Consider the following 20117-nt stretch of genomic DNA (forward strand, 5'->3'; position numbering starts at 1 on the left):
GGCGCCCGCCGTGGCTGTCCCCGCGGCACACGAGGTGTCCGCGGACCGGGCGTGCTGCCGAGCCGGTGGCTCAGAGCCCCAGCGCGGCCTCGAGCTCGCCGCGGATCCGGCCGAGCCGCTCCTGCGCCTCCGCCCGGGCCGCAGGCAGCCCGGACCGGCCGACCACGGGGGAGACCACCTCGAGGTAGCACTTGAGCTTCGGCTCCGTCCCGGACGGGCGCACGACGACCCGGGCGCCGTCCGCGGTGAGCAGGCGCAGCCCCTCGGTGGGCGGCAGCCCGGTGCCCGGGGAGGCGAGGTCCACGACCTCCACGACGTCGGAGCCGCCCAGCGCGGCCGGCGGGGCGTCCCGCAGGGCGGCCGTCATGGCCGGGATGCGGGCCAGGTCCGCGACCCGGACGCTCAGCTGGTCGGTCGCGTGCACCCCGTGGGCCAGGGCGAGGTCGTCCAGCACGTCCAGCAGGGTCCGGCCCTGCCCGCGCAGCTCGTCGGCGAGCACCGCCACGGCCACGGCCGCGCTGATCCCGTCCTTGTCCCGGACCACGTCCGGGGCCACACAGTAGCCGAGCGCCTCCTCGTAGCCGTACACCAGCCCCGGGACGCGGGCGATCCACTTGAACCCGGTGAGCGTCTCCCGGTGCTCGATCCCGGCCGCCGCCGCGATCCGGCCCAGCAGCCGGGAGGACACGATCGAGTTGGCGAGCACGGCGCCGGCGCGGTCCGCGCACCGCGCCGCGGCGGCCTGGCCGAGCAGCACGCCGACCTCGTCGCCGCGCAGCATCCGCCAGTCCTGCCCCGGGCCGCCGGGCACCGGGACGGCCACGGCCACCCGGTCCGCGTCGGGGTCGTTGGCGAGCACCAGGTCCGCACCCACGGAGCGGGCGGTGGCCAGGGCCAGGTCGAGGGCGCCGGGCTCCTCGGGATTGGGGAAGGCCACGGTGGGGAAGTCCGGGTCCGGCTCGGCCTGTTCGGGGACCAGGTGGACGTCGGCGAGACCGGCCCGCCGCAGGGCCTCCGTCGTCGTGCGCCCGCCCACCCCGTGCATCGGGGTCAGCACGATCCGCAGGGGCCGCCCGGTGCCCGGGTCCCCGGGGACGACGGCGGGGAGCACGGCGTCGAGGTAGTCCCGCTCGACGGCGTCCGGCAGGACGGTCCAGCCGTCCTGCGCCCGGGGGATCTCCGCGACGGGGCCCACGGCCTCGATCCGCTGGGCGATCATCCGGTCGTGCGGGGCCACGATCTGGCAGCCGCGCGCCTCGGGCTCCACGGCCCGGCCGCCGAGGTAGACCTTGTAGCCGTTGTCGGCCGGCGGGTTGTGGCTGGCCGTGACCATCACGCCGACCTCGGCATCGAGGGCCCGCACCGCCCACGCGAGCACGGGGGTGGGCAGCGCCGAGGGCATCAGCAGCGTCTCGATCCCGGCGGCCGTGAACACCGCGGCGGTGTCCCGGGCGAAGACGTCGGAGGAGTGCCGGGCGTCGTAGCCGACCACCGCGCGGGGGCGCCGGGCGGAGCCCGCCACGGCGTCCACGGCCAGCACGTGGGCGGCCAGCCCCGCGGCGGCGCGCAGCACCACCACCCGGTTCATCCGCATCGGCCCGGCGCCCATGGCCGCCCGCAGGCCCGCGGTGCCGAACTGGAGGGTGCCCGAGAAGCGGTCCGCGAGCTCCGCCCGCGCCGCGGCGTCACCGGTCGCGGCGGCCTCGACGAGGCCCGCCAGCTCGGCGCGGGTGACTGGGTCCGGGTCGGCGGCGGCCCACGCGCGCGCGGCGTCGAGGAGCTGCGGCTCGGGGCGGGGATCGGTGGTCATGGCGCGGCCTCCTGGGGACGTCCGGTGCGCCGGGCCGGGATCCCGTCCCGGCCCGGGCCGGTTCAGAGCTGGGCGACGATGCGGGCGAGCAGCCCGGAGATCCGGGCGCCCGCGGCCCGTCCGGCCTCGAGGACCTCCTCGTGGGAGAGCGGGGACGCGGAGATCCCGGCGGCCTGGTTGGTCACCAGGGAGATGCCGAAGACCTCCATCCCCGCGTGCCGGGCGGCGATGGCCTCCAGGGCGGTGGACATCCCGACGAGGTCGGCGCCCAGCACCCCGGCCATCCGGACCTCGGCCGGGGTCTCGTAGTGCGGGCCGGGGAACTGCGCGTAGACCCCTTCGTCGAGGGTGGGGTCGACCCCGCGGGCCAGCTCCCGCAGCCGCGGGGAGTACAGGTCGGTGAGGTCCACGAACGTGGCGCCCTCGAGCGGGGACCGGCCGGTGAGGTTGAGGTGGTCGCTGATGAGCACCGGGGTGCCGGGGCCCCAGGACGGGTTCAGCCCGCCGCAGCCGTTGGTCAGGATCATGGTGCGCGCCCCGGCGGCGGCCGCGGTGCGCACGCCGTGGACCACCGGGCGCACGCCCCGGCCCTCGTAGAAGTGGGTGCGGGCGCCGATCACCAGCGCGTGCCGGCCGGCCGCGGTGCGCACGGAGCGCAGCGTGCCCACGTGGCCCTCGAGGGCGGGCGGGGTGAACCCGGGGATCTCCGCGGCCGGGACCTCCGCGACGGTCTCGCCGATCAGCTCGGCGGCCTGCCCCCAGCCGGAGCCGAGGGTCAGGGCGATCTCGTGCGTGCCGACGCCGGTGGCCCGGCGGAGAGCCTCCGCGGCCTCCTGGGCGAGCTCGAAGGGGTCGGCCGGGTCGGCGCTGTGCTTGGTGTCCACGCGGCCCAAACTACCGCATGGTCGCGGGCCGGCCAGGCGCGGCGGGGCCGGTTCCCGCGGGAGAGCAGCACCTGCAAGAATGGCCGGGTGACTGCACACAGCGAATTCTCCATCCAGAAGCTCGTCATCATCGGAGGCGGTCCCGGCGGCTACGAGGCCGCTCTCGTCGCGGCCAGCCTCGGCGCGGACGTGACCATCGTCGAGCAGCAGGGCCTGGGCGGCTCCGCGGTGCTGACGGACGTGGTGCCCTCCAAGACGCTCATCGCCTCCGCCGACGCGATGACCCGCTTCGCCGAGGCCGCGGACCTGGGGGTGCACGTGCGCGGCGGCAGCATGGACGGCGACGAGATCAACCACCTCGGCGTGGACCTGGAGAAGGTCAACACCCGCCTGCTGCGCCTGGCGGCGTCCCAGTCCCGGGACATCAAGCGCGGGCTCGAACGGGTGGGGGTGAAGGTGATCGCGGGCACCGGCCGGCTGCTCAGCCCCACCAGCGTGCAGGTCACCACCGAGGACGGGCTGGAGTACGCCCTCGACGCACAGGCCGTGCTGCTGGCCGTCGGGTCCCTGCCGCGCGAGCTGCCCTCCGCGAAGCCGGACGGGGAGCGGATCTTCAACTGGAAGCAGGTCTACCACCTCACCGAGGTCCCCGAGCACATGATCGTGGTCGGCTCCGGCGTGACCGGCGCGGAGTTCGCCTCGGCCTACCGGGGCCTCGGGGCCGAGGTCACCCTCGTGTCCTCCCGGGACCAGGTGCTGCCCGGGGAGGACCAGGACGCGGCGGCCGTGCTCGAGAACGTGTTCGAGCGCCGCGGCATGAACGTGCTGAGCCGCACCCGCGCCGACTCCGTGGAGCGCACCGAGAACGGGGTGGTCGCGACCCTCTCCGACGGGCGCAAGGTCGCCGGCTCGCACTGCCTGCTCGCGGTGGGCGCGATCCCCGCGACCGACGACCTCGGCCTGGAGGAGGTCGGCGTGGCCCGCGCTGACTCCGGGCACATCAAGGTGGACGGCGTCTCCCGCACCACCGTGCCGGGCGTCTACGCCGTGGGCGACTGCACGGGCGTGCTCCCGCTCGCCTCCGTGGCGGCCATGCAGGGCCGGATCGCCGTGGCGCACCTCATGGGCGACGCCGTGAAGCCGCTGCGCACGCACCTGGTGGCCTCCAACATCTTCACCTCGCCGGAGATCGCCTCCGTGGGCGTGAGCGAGAAGTCCATCGAGGACGGCACCTACCAGGCGGACACCATCATGCTGAAGCTGTCCACCAACCCCCGCGCCAAGATGATGGCGGTCGAGGACGGCTTCGTGAAGATCTTCTCCCGCAAGGGCTCCGGCACGGTGATCGGCGGCGTGGTGGTGGGCCCCCGCGCCTCCGAGCTGATCTTCCCGATCTCGCTGGCCGTCACCCACAAGCTGCACGTCGACGACCTCGCCGACACCTTCACGATCTACCCGTCCCTCACGGGCTCGATCTCGGAGGCCGCCCGGCGCCTGCACGTGCACGTCTGAGTCCTGCACCGCACGAGAACGGCCGCATCCCCGTCGGGGATGCGGCCGTTCTCGTGCTGCCCTCGGGTCAGCGGCGGGTGACGACGTGCGCCATGTCGACGTCCTTGGTCTCGGGGGAGAACCAGAGCGCCACGAGGGTCAGCACGGCGCCGAACGCGAGGTAGAGGCCGACGGAGCCCACGCCGTAGCTGGCGTTGAGGGAGACGGCGACGTACGGGGTGATGGCCGCGCCGAGGATGGAGGCCACGTTGTACGCGACGCCGGAGCCGGTGTAGCGCACGTTCGTGGGGAACAGCTCGGGCAGGATCGCGGACATCGAGCCGAAGGTCAGGCCCATCAGGGTCATGCCGACCGTGAGGAAGAACAGCACGCGGGCCATGCTGACGTCCTCGCCGGTGCCGACCGCGGCCGGGTTCATGAGCATCCCGAAGCTGAGCCCGAAGAGCAGGATCGCCGAGGTGATGACCAGCTGCGAGCTTCGCCGGCCGAAGCGGTCGGCCACCCACCCGGAGACGGGCACCATCGCGGCGAACAGGAGCACGGAGAGCAGCTGCAGCACGAGGAAGTCCCGGTAGGGGATGCCCAGGCCGCCGTTGTCGGGGCTGCCGATGCCGTAGGAGAGGATCCAGGCGGTCATCAGGTAGAAGAGCATGTAGGTGGCCAGCATGATGAACGTGCCCTGCACGATCTGCAGCCAGGAGCTGCGGAAGGCCTCGACGATCGGGGCCTGCACCTTCTCGCCCTGGTCCAGGGCCTTCTGGAAGACCGGGGTCTCCTCGAGCTTGAACCGCACCCACAGGCCGAGGACCACCATGACCACGGAGGCCAGGAACGGGATGCGCCAGCCCCAGGTGAGGAACGGGTGGTCCGTGCCCTGGTCGGCGACCGAGACGAAGCCCATCACGAGGGTGAGCACCAGGAAGAAACCGTTGGCCAGGATGAAGCCGAACGGGGCGCCGAGCTGCGGCCACATGGCGGCGCGCGCCCGCTTGCCCTCCTCGGCGTACTCGGTGGCCAGCAGGGCCGCACCGGACCACTCGCCGCCCAGGCCCAGGCCCTGGCAGAAGCGCAGGATCGTCAGGATGAGCGGGGCCCAGATGCCGATTGAGTAGTAGGTGGGCAGGAGGCCGATGAGGAAGGTCGCGATGCCCATGGTGAGCAGGGCGCCGATCAGGGTGGCCTTGCGGCCGATCCGGTCGCCGAAGTGCCCGAAGATCACGGAGCCGATCGGGCGGGCCACGAAGGCCGCGGCGAAGGTGGCCATGGAGGCGAGCAGCTTGGCCGTCTCGTCCTCGCCCGCGAAGAACAGGGCGGGGAACACGGCCACGGCCGCGGTGGCGTAGACGTAGAAATCGTAGAACTCGATCGTCGTGCCCACGAGGGACGCGAGGATCACCCGGCTGCGGGGCACGCGGTCGGACAGGGGGAGCGAGGGGGCGGACGCGCCGGTGGCGTCCTGCCCGGTCACCGAAGAGGACATGGGGAAACCTCGGTCGTAGCGGTGGGCGGGGACAAGACCACGATGCTACGCGGCGACGTCCGCATGCCGGAGACTCTGTCTCACATCCTGGTACGCCGGTCGGTCCACGGCTCGTGGACGGTGAGGGCCGCCCTGGCTTCCTCGCCGCCGGGCGCCAGCGGGACGTCGAGGATCCGCCAGCCCGGCAGCGGGTGGCCGGGGAACCGGCCGGCACCCACCCGGTCCACGGAGGGGTCGCGGGAGAGACCGGCGCCCAGGGCCTTGAGCAGGGACTCCTTGCGGGCCCACACCCGCGCGACGGCGGCGGGCCGGCGCCGCCGCCGGGTCCAGGCGAGGCGGCGCCGCTCGGCCGGGTGCAGCACCAGGGACATCTGCTCGGCCCCGGCGGGGTCGGGGACGCGCTCCACGTCCACCCCGAGCTCCCGCGGGCCCGTGGCCAGCAGGACGTGCCCGCCGCTGGAGGACAGGGAGAAGTGCAGTCCGGGCACGGCGGGCTTGCCGTTGCGACCGGCGGCCCCGGGCGCGGGTCCCAGGGGCACCGCGGCTGGGGCGGTCCCCAGCCGCTCGGCCAGCACGGCCCGCAGCAGACAGCGCCGGGCAAGGAACGCCTCGCGGTCCTCCTCGCGCAGGTACCTGTCCCGGCGGGCCCGCTCCGCGGGATCCAGCCAGGAGGCCTGCACGGTGCGCGCCCACGGCATGAGGTCGGGCACGCTCGCCCGGACCAGGACCACGTCGCCCGCCCGGCGTGGCGCGGGGACCGGCACCCAGGGCGGTCCCGGGGGAGCCGTCACGGCGGGGCGCTCACAGGCCGGCCCTCACCGGGACCGGCCGGGCGCGGCGCACGCCTCGAGGTCCGCGAGCAGCCGGTCCCGGTTTCCCGCGAGCGGGTGGTGGCCCCCGGGGTATTCCCGCCGCTGCACGGGCCCGGTGGCGACCGGCGGCCAGGCGTCCATGCCGGCGGCGTCCACGGTGTCGTCCTCCGTGCCGCGCAGCAGCAGCAGGGGCGCCCGGACCGGGGCGGGGAGCCGGTCGTGGGCCATCGAGAGCCGCAGGTCCGCGCGCAGGGCGGGCAGCTGCAGGGCCAGCAGCTCGGGGTTCGCCAGCACCGCCTCGGGAGTGCCGCCCAGCCGCCGCAGCCACCGGGCGAGCGCGTCGTCCGCGACCGGGTCGCTCGGGTCGAGCCCGGCCCGCAGGTCCTCGTCCTCGACGTCCACGGCGCCGGGGGCGGTCTTGGCGGACAGCGCGAGCAGCGCCACCCGGACGCCCTCGCGGTGCTCGAGCCGCGAGGCGAGCTCTGCCGCCACGGAGGCGCCCATGCTGTGGCCCAGGACCACGAGCGGGACGTCCGGGGACGCCGCGGTGGAGGCCCAGGGGGCGGCGGCCACGGCCTCGGCCGCCTCCGCGGCGAGGTCGGCCACCGAGCCGGCCGGCGGCTCCCGGAAGCGGTTCTCCCGGCCGGGGTACTGGACGCCCAGCACGTGCACGTCGTCGCGGACCAGGAACCGCCAGTAGCCGGCGGGCGCGCCGGAGGGCGGGCAGCAGAGCACCCGCAGCCGGGGGGGCCGGGCGGGGGCGCCGCTGCGCAGCCGGTCCTGCGCGGAGAGGTCCACGAGGCAGCGCACGGGGGAGCCGGTCGGTCGGGTGCTCATCGGGGCCGGGCTCGGGCGCGTCAGGAGATGGTGGCCAGGACGGCGCCGGCGGAGACGGTGTCCCCGGGGCTCACGGACAGCCCCGAGACCGTGCCGGACTTGTGGGCCGTGAGCGGCTGCTCCATCTTCATGGCCTCCAGCACCAGCACGAGGTCGCCCTCGGCCACCTCGTCGCCGTTGTCCACCGCGATCTTCACGATGGTGCCCTGCATCGGGGAGCTCAGGCTGTCGCCGCTCGCCGCCGCGGCGCCGCCGCCGCGCGCCGCGCGGGACTTGCGGGGCTTGGCCGCGGTCCCGTTGGGCTTGGCCGCCCCGGGCAGGGCGGGCAGCACGACCTCGAGGCGCTTGCCGGAGACCTCGACGACGATCGACTGGCGCTCCTCGGCCTCCGGCGCGGCCTGCGGGACCCCGTCGAAGGGCGGGATGGTGTTGTCGAACCCGGTCTCGATCCACCGCGTGTGCACCGCGAACGGGGCGCCGTCGGCGGGGGCGAACGCGGGGTCGGCGACCACCGCGCGGTGGAAGGGGACCACGGTGGGCATGCCCTCGATGCGCAGCTCGTCCAGGGCCCGGCGGGAGCGCTCGAGCGCCTGCTGCCGGGTGGCCCCGGTGACGATCAGCTTGGCGAGCATGGAGTCGAAGTTCCCGCCCACGGTCTCGCCGGCCTGGACGCCGGAGTCCACGCGCACGCCGGGCCCGGCGGGCAGCTCGAGGGCGGAGATGGTGCCGGGGGAGGGCATGAAGTGCCGTCCGGGGTCCTCGCCGTTGATCCGGAACTCGATCGAGTGGCCGCGGACCTCCGGGTCGTCGTAGCCGAGGACCTCGCCGCGGGCCAGCCGGAACTGCTCGCGCACCAGGTCGATGCCCGTGACCTCCTCGGAGACGGGGTGCTCGACCTGCAGGCGGGTGTTGACCTCGAGGAACGTGATGGTGCCGTCCTGGCCCACCAGGAACTCGCACGTGCCCGCGCCCTGGTAGCCGGCCTCCCGCAGGATCGCCTTCGAGGACGCGTAGAGCAGCCGGTTCTGCGCCTCGGACAGGAACGGCGCCGGCGCCTCCTCCACGAGCTTCTGGTTGCGCCGCTGCAGGGAGCAGTCGCGGGTGGAGACGACCACCACGTTGCCGTGGGCGTCGGCCAGGCACTGGGTCTCGACGTGCCGCGGGGCGTCCAGGAAGCGCTCGACGAAGCACTCGCCGCGGCCGAACGCCGCGGTGGCCTCGCGGACCGCGGACTCGTAGAGCTCCGGGATGTCCTCGCGGTCGCGGACCACCTTGATGCCGCGGCCGCCGCCGCCGAACGCGGCCTTGATGGCCAGGGGCAGCCCGTGCTCGTCGGCGAACGCCAGGACCTCCTCGGCGGAGCCGACGGGGTCGGTGGTGCCGGGCACCTGTGGGGCGTCGACCTTCTCCGCGATGTGCCGGGCGGCCACCTTGTCGCCGAGCTTCGCGATGGCCGCGGGCGGGGGCCCGATCCAGGTCAGGCCGGCCTCGAGCACGGCCAGCGCGAACTCCGCGTTCTCGGACAGGAAGCCGTAGCCGGGGTGCACGGCGTCGGCGCCCGAGCGGGCGGCGACGTCGAGGATCTTCTCGGCCACCAGGTACGAGTCCGCGGCGGTGGACCCGCCGAGCCCGTACGCCTCGTCCGCCATGCGCGCGTGCAGGGCGTCCCGGTCGGGGTCGGCGTACACGGCCACGGAGGTGATGCCCTCGTCGCGGGCGGCGCGGATCACCCGCACCGCGATCTCTCCGCGGTTGGCGACGAGCACCTTGGTGATGGGGCGGATGGCGCCGTCCGCGGGGTTCTTACCGGTCACGTCTCACTCCTTGTCGAATCCTCCGATGCACTGTATTCCCCGCCGCGAGCAATCGCCCAACCACCCGGCGGCCGACCGGAAATGCGACGCCGTTTCTGTAGGAGTCCTACAACTCCGCACGGGGTCTCCGGGCGGTCCCGGCGGCGCGGAGCCCTCAGCGGCGGGCCGTCCACAGCTGGGGCACGCCCACGCCCGCCCGGGCGAGCAGCGTCCGCAGGGTGCTCAGGCTCAGGCCGACGACGGCGTGCACGTCTCCCTCGACCCGCTCCACGAACGCCGCGCCGAGGGAGTCGATGGTGAAGGACCCGGCCACCTCCAGGGGCTCGCCGGTGGCCACGTAGGCGGCGACCTCGGCGTCGGACATCTGCGCGAAGAACACCTCGGCGCTCGCGGGGGCGCCGCCGCTCCAGCCGGTGCCGCCGTCCGCCGGGCTGCGGGTGTCCACGAGCCAGTGGCCCGTGTGGAGCACGCCCGAGCGCCCGCGCATGGCCTGGATCCGGGCGGTGGCCGTCGCGGCGTCCCGGGGCTTGCCGTGCACCTCGCCGTCGAGCTCGAAGACCGAGTCGCAGCCCACCACGAGGGCGCCGGCCGCCTCGGGCAGCGCGGCCACGGCCTCCGCCTTGGCGCGGGCCAGGACCATCGCGGTCTCCTCGGCGCCGGTCACCCCGCGCTCGCGGACCACGGCGTCCTCGTCCACGTCCGAGACGAGCCGGTCGTGGCCGATCCCGGCGTCGGTCAGCAGCTTGGTGCGGGCGGGGGAGCGGGAGGCGAGGACGAGGCGGGGAGTCACCGTCCCAGGATACGCAGGCGGCACGCGCGCGGGGCCGCGTCCGGCCGGGAGGACGCTCGTCCACCGGCAGGGCGCGGCCCCTCGCGGTCGCCCGGGCCCGGGAAGGGCCGCGGCGGCCTAGAAGAAGCCCTGGGCGTCCTCGGAGTAGGAGACCAGCAGGTTCTTGGTCTGCTGGTAGTGGTCCAGCATCATCAGGTGGTTCTCGCGCCCGATCCCGGAGGACTTGTAGCCGCCGAACGCCGAGTGGGCGGGGTAGTTGTGGTACTGGTTCACCCACACGCGCCCGGCCTGGATGTCCCGGCCGGCGCGGTAGGCGAGGTTGCCGTTGCGCGCCCACACCCCCGCACCCAGGCCGTAGAGGGTGTCGTTGGCGGTGGCCATGGCGTCGGCGTAGTCGGTGAAGCGGGTCACCGACAGGACGGGCCCGAAGATCTCCTCCTGGAAGATCCGCATCGAGTTCTCGCCCTCGAACACGGTGGGGGAGACGTAGAAGCCCTCGGCGAGGTCCCCGTCCAGGACGTTGCGCTCCCCGCCCACGAGCACCTTCGCGCCCTCCTGCCGGCCGATGTCGATGTAGGAGAGGATCTTCTGCAGCTGGTCGTTGGAGGCCTGCGCGCCGACCTGGGTGTCGAGGTCCAGCGGGTTGCCCTGGACCATGCCCTTGACGCGCTCGACGCCGTCCGCGAGCAGCCGGTCGTAGATCGAGCCCTGGATCAGGGCGCGCGAGGGGCAGGTGCAGACCTCGCCCTGGTTGAGGGCGAAGAACGCGAAGCCCTCCAGCGCCTTGTCGTAGAAGGAGTCCTGAGCGGCGGCGACGTCCTCGAAGAAGATGTTCGGGGACTTCCCGCCCAGCTCCAGGGTCACCGGGATGATGTTCTGCGAGGCGTACTGCATGATGAGCCGGCCGGTGGTGGTCTCGCCGGTGAAGGCGATCTTGCGGATCCGCGGGCTCGAGGCCAGCGGCTTGCCGGCCTCCACGCCGAAGCCGTTGACCACGTTGACCACGCCCGGGGGCAGGATGTCCGCGAGCAGCTCCATGAGCACCATGATCGAGGCCGGGGTCTGCTCGGCCGGCTTGAGGACGACGGCGTTGCCCGCGGCGAGGGCCGGCGCCAGCTTCCACACGCCCATGAGGATCGGGAAGTTCCAGGGGATGATCTGGCCGACCACGCCCAGGGGCTCGTGGAAGTGGTAGGACGTGGTGTTGTCGTCGAGCTGGGAGAGGGTGCCCTCCTGGGCGCGGATGGCCCCGGCGAAGTAGCGGAAGTGGTCGATGGCCAGGGCGATGTCCGCGTTGATGGACTCGCGCACGGGCTTGCCGTTGTCCCAGGTCTCGGCCACGGCGAGCATCTCGAGGTTCTGCTCCATCCGGTCCGCGATCCGGTGCAGCACGAGCGCCCGCTCCGCCACGGGGGTCCTGCCCCAGGCCGGGGCGGCGGCCCACGCGGCGTCCAGGGCGGCGTCGATGTCCTCGGCAGTGCCCCGGGCCACCTCGGTGAAGGGCTTGCCGTTGACCGGGGAGATGTTCTCGAAGTACCGGCCCTGCACGGGCGGCACCCACTGCCCGCCGATCCAGTGCTCGTAGCGGGGCTTGAAGCTGACCTTGGAACCCTCGGTGCCGGGCTGGGCGTAGACGGTGGTGAGGGACTGGGTTTCGACGCTCATGGTGACCTGCTCCTTGTGCGGGACGGTGCTGCCGGCACGGGCGCGGACCCCTCGGGTCCGGACCGGCCTGTGATGCAGCTCACGCTACGCAGGGCCACGTTGCACGCACGTTGCACCGGGCGCCGGGGCAGGTCAGCGGCGCAGCCGCTCCAGCTCGAGCACCGCCCGGGCGCGGGCGGGGGAGCGGGCCGGCAGGAGGCGCAGCAGCAGCGCCCACGCCTCGGCGTCGTCGGCGGCCTCCGGCAGCGTCAGGTACTCGCGCACGGCCTCGGCCGAGCCGTCGGCCAGGACGGCCTCGCGCAGCAGCCCGGTGACGCGGTGGCGCAGCGCCACGACGGACGGCGCCTCGGAGTGCGGCAGCAGCGCCCCGGTGTACTCCCGCAGCGCCCGCCGGTGGGAGCCCCGGGCCAGCAGCTCGAGCACCCGGCCCGCGTCCGAGGCCAGCGGCGCCTCGAGCCGGTAGGGCCGCGAGGCGATCGCCGGGCCGCCCCGGGGCTCCAGCAGGCGGCGCAGCCGCAGCACCTCGGCCCGGACCGTGGTCTCCTGCGCCCGGCCGGCCCACAGCTGCACCGACAGCTCCGCGGTGCTCAGCCCGGCCGCGGCGCAGGAGAGCGCGAGGAGGATCTCGGCGTGGCGCTCGGTCAGCTCCAGGGCCCGCCCGTCCAGGAGCAGCGCCGGCGGGGCGTCGCCGAGCACGCGCAGGAACGCGCCGGCGGCCGGGACCGCGGCGCGGCCCGCCGCGGGGGACGGCCCCCGGTCCGGCGCCGCGGAGCGCAGGGCCAGGGCCAGCTCGGCCCGGGCGGCGCGCACCGCCGCGCCGACCAGCGCCCGCGTGGCGGGGTCCGCGGCGGCGTCCCCGCCGGTGAGGTCCACCGCCCCGAGCAGCGCCCCCGTCCCGGGGTGCAGCAGCGGGGCCGCCGTGCAGGACCACGGCCGGGCCTCGGGGTAGAAGTGCTGGTCGCGGTGCACGGTCACCGGCCGGCGCAGGACCAGGGCCGTGCCGGGGGCGTTGGTGCCCACCGCCGGCTCGGACCAGTCGGCGCCCTCGACGAAGCCCATCGCCTCGGCGCGCCGCCGGGTCGCGGCGCTGCCCCGGACCTGCAGGAGCACCCCGCGGGGGTCCGTCACGGCCACGACCAGCCCGGTGTCCTCGGCCAGGGGGGTGAGGAGCTCGTCGAGCACGGGCATCAGCAGCCGCAGCGGGGCCCGGGCCTCCCGGACGTCGGTGCGGTCCAGCACCACCTGCGGGGTGCAGTGCTCGGGCGCCGCGAGATGGCTCAGCGAGCGGGCCCAGGACAGGCGCAGCTGCGGGTCCGCCGTCGTCGGTCCGTCCGTCCTCACGCCCTCGCGCCCTCCCCTGCTCGCTCCTGTGACGCAGCTCTCACGCCGCTCCTCAGGGTAGCCCGGGTCGCGCCCGGGAACGGCGCGGGGCGGGGAACCGCCGGAATGCGTCGGGCACTCCTCCGGTTCCCCGCCCCGTGCGGTGGGGACGCCTGCGGTGCCGGGCGTCAGCGGGCGGCGGCCGGGGCCGCCTCGGGGCGCGGCTCCGCGGCCCCCGCCGCGGGGGCGGTGCCGGCCGTGGTGCTGCCGGGGAGGGCCTCCGCGGACGCGGGAGCGCCGTGCCCGGCGCCGGTGTCCGCGGCGCCGGCGTCCCGGGGCTCGGCGTCCTCGGGCACGAACGGGTCGCCGGAGCGCGGGGCGTCGTAGAGTCCGCGGTCCAGCAGCCCCTCGCGGTGGGCGACGATGGTGGGCACCAGGGCCTGGCCGGCCACGTTGAGCGCGGTGCGGCCCATGTCGATGATCGGGTCCACGGCCAGCAGGAGCCCCACGCCGTCGAGCGGCAGGCCCAGCGTGGACAGCGTCAGGGTGAGCATCACGGTGGCGCCGGTGGTGCCGGCGGTCGCGGCGGAGCCCAGCACGGACACGAGCGCGATGAGCACGTAGTGGGTGACGTCCAGGTCGATCCCGTAGAACTGCGCGACGAACAGGGCGGCGACCGCGGGGTAGACCGCGGCGCAGCCGTCCATCTTGGTGGTCGCGCCGAGCGGCACGGCGAAGGACGCGTAGGCGCGGGGCACGCCGAGGCTGCGCTCGGCGACGCGCTGGGTCAGGGGCATGGTGCCCACCGAGGACCGGGAGACGAAGCCCAGCTGCACGGCCGGCCACACGCCGGAGAAGTACTGCTTGACGGAGAGCCCGTGCGCCTTCACGAGCACCGGGTAGACCACGAGGGCCACGACCAGCAGGCCGGCGTAGACGGTCGCGACGAATGCCACGAGCCCGCCCATCGAGGTCCAGCCGTACTCGAACACGGCCCGGCCGATGAGCCCGAGCGTGCCGAGCGGGGCGAGCCGGATGATCCACCAGACGACCTTCTGCACCACGGCCAGCGCGGAGCGCACCACGGCCAGGAACGGTTCGGCGGGGGTGCCGACCTTGAGCGCCGCGATGCCGACGGCGGCCGAGACCACGAGCACCTGCAGCACGTTGAAGCCGAGGGAGGTCTGCACGGTCTCCGGGTCCACCACGGAGGAGGAGACCTGCAGGCCCAGGAAGTTGGCGGGGACGATGCCGGTGAGGAAGCCCAGCCACGAGCCCTGCGTGCCGGTGTACGCCTCGGCGGGCGCGGAGGCGCCGCTGCCCGCCCCGGGCTGGACGACCAGCCCGAGCACGAGCCCGACCGTCACCGCGACCAGCGCGGTGATCCCGAACCACAGCAGCGTCTTCCACGCCAGCCGGGCCGCGTCGGAGACCTCCCGCAGGTTGGCGATCGAGGAGATCACCGCGGTCACGACGAGCGGGACCACGGCGGCCTTGAGCAGGCTGACGTAGCTGGTGCCGATGGTGTCCAGCGCCGTCATCAGCCAGTTGGGGTCCGTGTCGGGGTCGCCGCCGAGGGTGTCGGCGACGGTGCCCAGGGCCACGCCCAGGAGGAGGGCGAGCACGATCTGCGGGCCGAAGGAGGTCATCCACCGGGGCAGACGTCGATTGCTTTCTGCGGAAATCATGTGCTCACGATAGGGCGCGGAAATATACATCACCGAATGACGGTGACGAAATGTGACGCTTACATGACGCAGATCACAGGGCCAGTGCGTACTTCAGCGTGTCCAGGCCCACCGAGCCCAGGCGCAGCGCGCGCGTGTGGAAGTCCCTGAGCAGGAAGTCCGGGCCCGCCGCGGCGCGGGCGGCCTCCCGCGCCTGCTCCCACAGCTGCTGGCCCACCTTGTAGGACGGCGCCTGCCCGGGCCAGCCCATGTAGCGCATCCACTCGAAGCGCAGCATCGGGTCCGACATCACGATGTTCGAGCGCAGGAACCGCCACCCGTCCTCGGGCGTCCAGACCTCGCCGGGGCGGGCCCCGCCCAGGGCGTCCCCGAGCTCCGCCGGGATGCGGTAGCCGCAGTGGAAGCCGACGTCGAAGACCACCCGTGCCGCCCGCAGCCGCTGGGAGTCCAGCATCCCCATCCGGTCCCCGGGGTCCTGCAGGTGGCCCAGCTCGTCCATGAGCCGCTCGGCGTACAGCGCCCAGCCCTCCCCGTGGCCCGAGACCCACACGCCCATCCGCCGCCACCGGTTGAGCTCGCCCGAGTTGGCGAGCGCCGTGGAGAACTGCAGGTGGTGGCCGGGAACGCCCTCGTGGTAGACGGTGGTGGTCTCCTCCCAGGTGGTGAAGGTCGCGGTGCCCTCGGGCACGGACCACCACATCCGCCCGGGGCGGGAGAAGTCGGCGCTGGGCATCGAGTACCAGATCCCGCCGTCGTGGGTCGGGGCGATGCGGCACTCGAGCCGGCGCATGGGCTCCGTCAGCTCGAAGTGCGTGTCCGCCAGGGCGTCCACGGCGGCGTCGGAGAGGTCCTGCATCCACGCCTGCAGCGCGTCGGTGCCGTGCAGCTGCCGCGCCGGGTCCGCGTCCAGGGCCGCCATGGCCTGGGCGACCGTGGCGCCGGGGGCGATGCGGTGGGCGAGCTGCTCCTGCTCCGCCACGATGGTGCGCAGCTGCTCCACGCCCCAGGCGTAGACCGTGGCCGGGTCCAGGACGGCGCCCAGGAACTCCTGCAGGCGCAGCGGATACACGTCCGGGCCCACCGCGTCCCGGCGGGGCGCGTCCGCGGCGAGCTCCTGGCCCAGCACGGCGGCGAGGCCCCGGTAGGCGCGCCGCGCCGTCCCGGCGGCCTCCGCGACCTCCTGCCGCAGCCCGTCCGGGACGTGCGGGCTGCGCGCCAGCCGGTCGAAGAAACCGTGCCGTGCCGCGTAGCCGGTGCACTGGCGGGCCGCGTTGCGCAGCTGCGCCGCCGAGGCCGAGCGGCCGAGGGAGCGGGCGTGCCGCAGGCCCAGGACCCAGGAGTCCACGGCGGCGGGCACGGCGCGCAGCTGCCCGGCGAGGTGCGCCCAGTCCTCGGCGGTGCGCCGCGGCAGGTGGTCGAAGACCTCCCGGATCTCCTGCACCGGGGAGGAGATGTTGTTGACCTCCCAGCCCCGCAGCCCCTCCTCGTGCAGCAGCAGCTCCAGGCCGAGGCGCTCGCGCAGGGCGTGGCCGGTGATCCGGTCGACGTCGTCGGCCGGGGCCGCGCGCCCGAGCTCCGCGAGCGTCCGGCGGGCGGCCTCGGCCCGCGCCTCGAGGCCCTCGGGCCCGAAGTCGCGGTACCCGCTCTCGTGCCCGGGGAAGCCGTGCACGGTCGCCTGGGCCGGGTCCAGCTCCAGGGTGCGCTCGAACCAGCGCTCGGCCACGGCGTCGACGGCGGTGGGCTCGCGCCGCCCGGTGCCGAGGGGCGCCGGCCCGGGACCGGCGGTGGACGGATGGTCGGGCCGTTCATCGGTCATGCACGTCACCCTAGCGCCGGGCGCTCCCTAGAATGCGGAGCATGCCAGCCCCTGCGCCGCGCGCGAGCTCCGCGCCTTCCGCCACCGTTCCGGACGGTCCCTCGGGCACCGCCGGGACCGGGCCCGCCCTGCTCGTGGTGCTCGCGGGCGTGGTGGGCGCCCTGCACGTCTGGAAGCTCGCCCCGGCCCTGCCCGTGCTCTCCGCCGAGCTCGGCCTGAGCCTGGTGCAGGGCGGGTTCCTGCTCTCCACCGTCCAGGTGGCGGGGATGCTGCTCGGCGTGGTGGTGGGTTTCTTCGGGGACCGGATCGGGTTGCGCCGGGGCCTGCTGCTCGGGCTGGGCCTGCTCACCGCGGGCTCCCTGACCGGGCTGCTCTCCACGGGGTACGCCCCGCTGCTGGGCTCCCGCGTGCTGGAGGGCGTGGGGTTCATGCTCGTGTCGATCTGCGCCCCGGCCCTGATCCGGCGCACCGTGGCCCCGGCCCGGGTGTCGCTGCTGGTGGGGCTGTGGGGCTGCCACATCCCGGTGGCCGCGGCGCTGTCCCTGCTGCTCGGCGGGCTGCTCAGCGAGGCCCTCGGCTGGCGCACCTGGTGGGCGGCCGCCGCGGCCGGCTCCGCCCTGCTGGGCCTGCTGGTGCTCGCCGTGCTCCCGCCGGACCCGGCCCACGTGGTGGTGCACGGGGTGCGGCAGCGCCTCGGACTGACCCTGCGCGCCCCCGGGCCGTGGCTGGTCGCCGCGATCTTCGGGCTCTACACCGCCCAGTGGAACGGGGTGGTGCAGTTCCTGCCCTCCATGTACGCCGAGGCCGGGATCGCGGCGGGCGCCGCGGCGGGGCTCAGCGCGCTCGCCGCGGGCGTCAACGTGCTGGGCAACCTCGGCGCGGGCCGGGCCCTGCACCGCGGGGTGCGTCCCGTGGTGCTGTGGTGCACGGGCTTCACCGTGCTGGGCCTGGCCGCCGTGGTCGCGTTCGGGCTCGCCCCGCTGCTGGACGAGGGTGCGCGCTTCGGAGCCCGGTACGGCGCGGTCCTGGTCTTCTCCGCCGTGGGGGGAGTGGTGCCGACCACGGCGATCGCGAGCCTCATGCGGCTGGCCCCCACGCCGACCACGGTGGCCACCTCACTGGGGCTGGGCCAGCAGTTCAACGCCCTGGGCCAGTTCGCCGGCCCGCCCGCGGTCGCGTCGGTCGCACAGGCCGCGGGCACCTGGGACCTGACGTGGGCCGTGACGGCGGTGCTCGCGCTCACGGGCATCGCGGTGGCGCTCGTCGTGTCCCGCTGGATCCCCCGGGGGCCGTGAGCACCGGCCCGTCGCACCCGCCCGTGCGAGCCGAGCCCCGCGGGCTCACCGCCGCGGGCTCACTCCTCCGGCCGGCTCCGCCGCCACGCGCCGCGGCCCGGGCGCAGCCGCAGGCCCAGCCGCATCCTGCGGAACTGGTCGCGGCGCCCCGGGGTGCCCTGCGCGTCGGCGTCGCCCCCGCCCGGGCGCGCGAGCAGGACGGCGGTGACGGCGGCGATCTCCTCCGGCGTGGGACTGCCGGCCGTGAAGCGCAGGGACGGGACGCCCTCGACGGGCTCGCGGGCCGTCACAGCGGGATGTTCCCGTGCTTCTTGGCGGGCGTCGTGGCGCGCTTGTCGCGCAGGGCGCGCAGGGCCTTGAGCACCTGCACCCGGGTCTCGGACGGGGAGATCACCGCGTCCACGTAGCCCAGCTCCGCGGCCTGGTACGGGTTGAGCAGGCTCTCCTCGTACTTGCGCACCAGCTCGGCGCGCAGCGCGTCCACGTCCTCGTCGTTGTCGGCGGCGGCCTTGAGGTCCCGGCGGTAGAGGATCTCCACGGCGCCCTGGGCGCCCATCACGCCGATCTGCGCGGTGGGCCAGGCCAGGTTGATGTCCGCGCCGAGCTTCTTCGAGCCCATCACGATGTAGGCCCCGCCGTAGGCCTTGCGGGTGATCAGGGTGACCAGCGGGACGGTCGCCTCGGCGTAGGCGTAGAGCAGCTTGGCGCCGCGCCGGATGATGCCGTTGAACTCCTGGTCGGTGCCGGGCAGGAACCCGGGCACGTCCACGAGGGTCAGGATCGGGACGTTGAACGCGTCGCAGTGGCGGACGAACCGGGCCGCCTTCTCGGAGGCCGCGATGTCCAGCGTGCCGGCGAACTGCAGGGGCTGGTTCGCCACGATGCCCACGGTGTGCCCCTCGACCCGGGCGTAGCCGATCATCACGTTGGGGGCGTAGAGGGCCTGCATCTCCAGGAAGTGCCCGTCGTCGACGATCGCCTCGACCACCGCGCGCATGTCGTAGGGCTGGTTGGCGGAGTCCGGGACCAGCGTGTCGAGGGCGAGGTCCACGTCCGTGACCTCGTCCTCCTGGTCGTGGTCCAGCAGGGGCGCCTCCTGCAGGTTGTTGGCCGGGAGGAACTCGAGCAGCTCGTGCACGAAGTCGAACGCGTCCTGCTCGTCCTCGGCGAGGTACGTGGCCGTGCCCGTGGTCGCGTTGTGCTGGCGCGCCCCGCCCAGGGTCTCCATGTCCACCGACTCGCCCGTGACCGTCTTGATGACGTCCGGGCCGGTGATGAACATGTGCGAGGTCTTGTCGACCATCACGATGTAGTCGGTCAGGGCCGGGGAGTAGGCCGCCCCGCCCGCGCACGGGCCCATGATCAGCGAGATCTGCGGGACCACCCCGGAGGAGCGCACGTTCATGTTGAAGATGTCCGCGAACATGGCCAGCGAGGCCACGCCCTCCTGGATCCGCGCCCCGCCGCCGTCGTTGATCCCGACCACGGGGCAGCCGTTGCGCAGGGCGAACTTCTGCACCTTGACGATCTTCTCGCCGTTGACCTGGGACAGGGACCCGCCGAACACCGCGAAGTCCTGGGAGTAGACCGCCACCAGGCGCCCGTCCACCGTGCCGTAGCCGCTGACCACGCCGTCGCCGGGCAGCTTCTTCGCGGCCATCCCGAAGGCGGTCGAGCGGTGGGTCGCGAGGGCGTCGAACTCCACGAACGAGTCCTCGTCCAGGAGCATCTCCACGCGCTCGCGGGCGGTGTTCTTCCCGCGGGCGTGCTGCTTCTCGATCGCGGCCTGCCCCGCGGGCGCCTCGGAGCGGGCCCTGCGGTCGTGGAAGTCGGCGATCTTGCCGGCGGTGGTCGTCAGGTCGTGGGTCACAAGCACCTCGTGGTCTGGTACGCGGCCGGCCCGGCGGGCCGAGCGGTCCGGTCCGGGGTGGTCTGGGGACCTGCTCACTCTAGTCCGCGGCCGCGGGGGCCTCCGTTGTAGAACTCCTACAAATTCCGGGTCCGGGGCCGGGGGCGCCCGGAGGGCGCTCAGCCGACGCGGCCGAGGACCACCTTCCAGGGCCGGACGGTCCGCTCGGTGACCACCCCGTGGCGCACGAGCGGGTCCTCGTCGGTGAGCCGCTCGACCGCCGCGGCGTCCTCGGCGGCGAAGACCAGCAGCGCGCCCGGCGCGCCGTCGTCGTCGAACGGCCCGGACGCGAGCAGGCGGCCCTGCGCCACGAGGCCGCCGAGGTACTCCCGGTGCTCGGGGCGGCGGGCGGCCAGGACGTCGGCGGGGCCCCCGTAGACGTAGGTGACGGCGAACGTCGTGGGGTGCTCGGCTGCGCTCACGATGGCTCCTTCGGTCTCGAGCCGCGGTCCCGGCGGCCGGACGGGACCGTCCAGCCGGTTCCC

General features: G+C 74.6%; 16 protein-coding genes. 2 read left to right on the top strand and 14 right to left on the bottom strand.

The window, feature by feature from the left end; genetic code table 11:
- Nucleotides 1–70 precede the first annotated feature (70 nt).
- Nucleotides 71–1810, bottom strand: a complete 1740-nt coding sequence (locus RCG67_RS16275; protein ID WP_368827780.1) for a phospho-sugar mutase — start codon at nt 1808–1810, stop codon at nt 71–73.
- 62 nt (nt 1811–1872) lie between these two features.
- Nucleotides 1873–2694 (bottom strand): purine-nucleoside phosphorylase, encoded by an 822-nt coding sequence (locus tag RCG67_RS16280; RefSeq protein ID WP_368827782.1) that lies wholly within the window; start codon nt 2692–2694, stop codon nt 1873–1875.
- Nucleotides 2695–2781: 87 nt separating this feature from the next.
- Between RCG67_RS16280 and RCG67_RS16285 the strand changes: the two genes are divergently transcribed.
- On the top strand, nt 2782–4206 hold the full coding sequence (locus tag RCG67_RS16285; RefSeq protein WP_368827784.1) for an NAD(P)H-quinone dehydrogenase: 1425 nt from the start codon (nt 2782–2784) through the stop codon (nt 4204–4206).
- A 67-nt stretch (nt 4207–4273) separates the two neighbouring features.
- Here RCG67_RS16285 and RCG67_RS16290 read toward each other — a convergent pair whose 3' ends face one another.
- The 9 genes from RCG67_RS16290 to RCG67_RS16330 all read right to left on the bottom strand — a co-directional run bounded on the left by RCG67_RS16290 (nt 4274) and on the right by RCG67_RS16330 (nt 16428).
- Nucleotides 4274–5686, bottom strand: coding sequence for an MFS transporter (locus RCG67_RS16290; protein ID WP_368827786.1), 1413 nt, complete (start codon nt 5684–5686; stop codon nt 4274–4276).
- Nucleotides 5687–5766: 80 nt separating this feature from the next.
- The gene (locus RCG67_RS16295) at nt 5767–6477 is read right to left on the bottom strand and encodes a 4'-phosphopantetheinyl transferase family protein (protein ID WP_368827788.1); all 711 of its coding nucleotides are present in this window, start codon (nt 6475–6477) and stop codon (nt 5767–5769) included.
- A 24-nt stretch (nt 6478–6501) separates the two neighbouring features.
- Nucleotides 6502–7335 carry a thioesterase II family protein gene (locus RCG67_RS16300; RefSeq protein ID WP_368827790.1) on the bottom strand — a complete coding sequence of 278 codons (834 nt, stop codon included), beginning with the start codon at nt 7333–7335 and terminating at the stop codon, nt 6502–6504.
- 20 nt (nt 7336–7355) lie between these two features.
- Entirely contained in the window at nt 7356–9149 is a 1794-nt protein-coding gene (locus RCG67_RS16305; RefSeq protein WP_368827792.1) for an acetyl/propionyl/methylcrotonyl-CoA carboxylase subunit alpha, read from the bottom strand.
- 154 nt (nt 9150–9303) lie between these two features.
- Nucleotides 9304–9939 (bottom strand): Maf family protein, encoded by a 636-nt coding sequence (locus RCG67_RS16310; protein ID WP_368827794.1) that lies wholly within the window; start codon nt 9937–9939, stop codon nt 9304–9306.
- 117 nt (nt 9940–10056) lie between these two features.
- A complete protein-coding gene (exaC, locus tag RCG67_RS16315) occupies nt 10057–11604 on the bottom strand; it encodes an acetaldehyde dehydrogenase ExaC (RefSeq protein ID WP_368827796.1) in 1548 nt (515 codons plus the stop codon).
- 132 nt (nt 11605–11736) lie between these two features.
- On the bottom strand, nt 11737–12945 hold the full coding sequence (locus tag RCG67_RS16320; protein ID WP_368827797.1) for a transcriptional regulator: 1209 nt from the start codon (nt 12943–12945) through the stop codon (nt 11737–11739).
- Nucleotides 12946–13112: 167 nt separating this feature from the next.
- Nucleotides 13113–14612, bottom strand: coding sequence for a dicarboxylate/amino acid:cation symporter (locus RCG67_RS16325; RefSeq protein ID WP_368827799.1), 1500 nt, complete (start codon nt 14610–14612; stop codon nt 13113–13115).
- 73 nt (nt 14613–14685) lie between these two features.
- Nucleotides 14686–16428, bottom strand: coding sequence for a DUF885 domain-containing protein (locus RCG67_RS16330; protein WP_082696999.1), 1743 nt, complete (start codon nt 16426–16428; stop codon nt 14686–14688).
- A 41-nt stretch (nt 16429–16469) separates the two neighbouring features.
- Here RCG67_RS16330 and RCG67_RS16335 point away from each other — a divergent pair, with 41 nt between their 5' ends.
- Nucleotides 16470–17723 (top strand): MFS transporter, encoded by a 1254-nt coding sequence (locus RCG67_RS16335; protein ID WP_082697000.1) that lies wholly within the window; start codon nt 16470–16472, stop codon nt 17721–17723.
- Nucleotides 17724–17782: 59 nt separating this feature from the next.
- Here RCG67_RS16335 and RCG67_RS16340 read toward each other — a convergent pair whose 3' ends face one another.
- The 3 genes from RCG67_RS16340 to RCG67_RS16350 form a co-directional block, all read right to left on the bottom strand.
- Nucleotides 17783–18013 carry an acyl-CoA carboxylase subunit epsilon gene (locus tag RCG67_RS16340; protein ID WP_368827801.1) on the bottom strand — a complete coding sequence of 77 codons (231 nt, stop codon included), beginning with the start codon at nt 18011–18013 and terminating at the stop codon, nt 17783–17785.
- A complete protein-coding gene (locus RCG67_RS16345; RefSeq protein ID WP_368827803.1) occupies nt 18010–19593 on the bottom strand; it encodes an acyl-CoA carboxylase subunit beta in 1584 nt (527 codons plus the stop codon). Before RCG67_RS16345 ends, RCG67_RS16340 begins: the two co-directional genes overlap by 4 nt.
- Nucleotides 19594–19751: 158 nt before the next feature.
- Entirely contained in the window at nt 19752–20054 is a 303-nt protein-coding gene (locus RCG67_RS16350; protein WP_058873437.1) for a YciI family protein, read from the bottom strand.
- Nucleotides 20055–20117: the final 63 nt, after the last annotated feature.

The sequence above is a fragment of the Kocuria cellulosilytica genome (assembly GCF_040981245.1).
In the GTDB taxonomy this organism is placed as follows: domain Bacteria; phylum Actinomycetota; class Actinomycetes; order Actinomycetales; family Micrococcaceae; genus Kocuria; species Kocuria cellulosilytica.

Coding starts and splice junctions, on each gene's coding strand:
- RCG67_RS16275 (WP_368827780.1), bottom strand. CDS start 1,810: ATGACCACCGATCCCCGCCCCGAGCCGCAGCTCCTCGACGCCGCGCGC.
- RCG67_RS16290 (WP_368827786.1), bottom strand. CDS start 5,686: ATGTCCTCTTCGGTGACCGGGCAGGACGCCACCGGCGCGTCCGCCCCC.
- RCG67_RS16300 (WP_368827790.1), bottom strand. CDS start 7,335: ATGAGCACCCGACCGACCGGCTCCCCCGTGCGCTGCCTCGTGGACCTC.
- exaC (WP_368827796.1), bottom strand. CDS start 11,604: ATGAGCGTCGAAACCCAGTCCCTCACCACCGTCTACGCCCAGCCCGGC.
- RCG67_RS16325 (WP_368827799.1), bottom strand. CDS start 14,612: ATGATTTCCGCAGAAAGCAATCGACGTCTGCCCCGGTGGATGACCTCC.
- RCG67_RS16330 (WP_082696999.1), bottom strand. CDS start 16,428: ATGACCGATGAACGGCCCGACCATCCGTCCACCGCCGGTCCCGGGCCG.
- RCG67_RS16335 (WP_082697000.1), top strand. CDS start 16,470: ATGCCAGCCCCTGCGCCGCGCGCGAGCTCCGCGCCTTCCGCCACCGTT.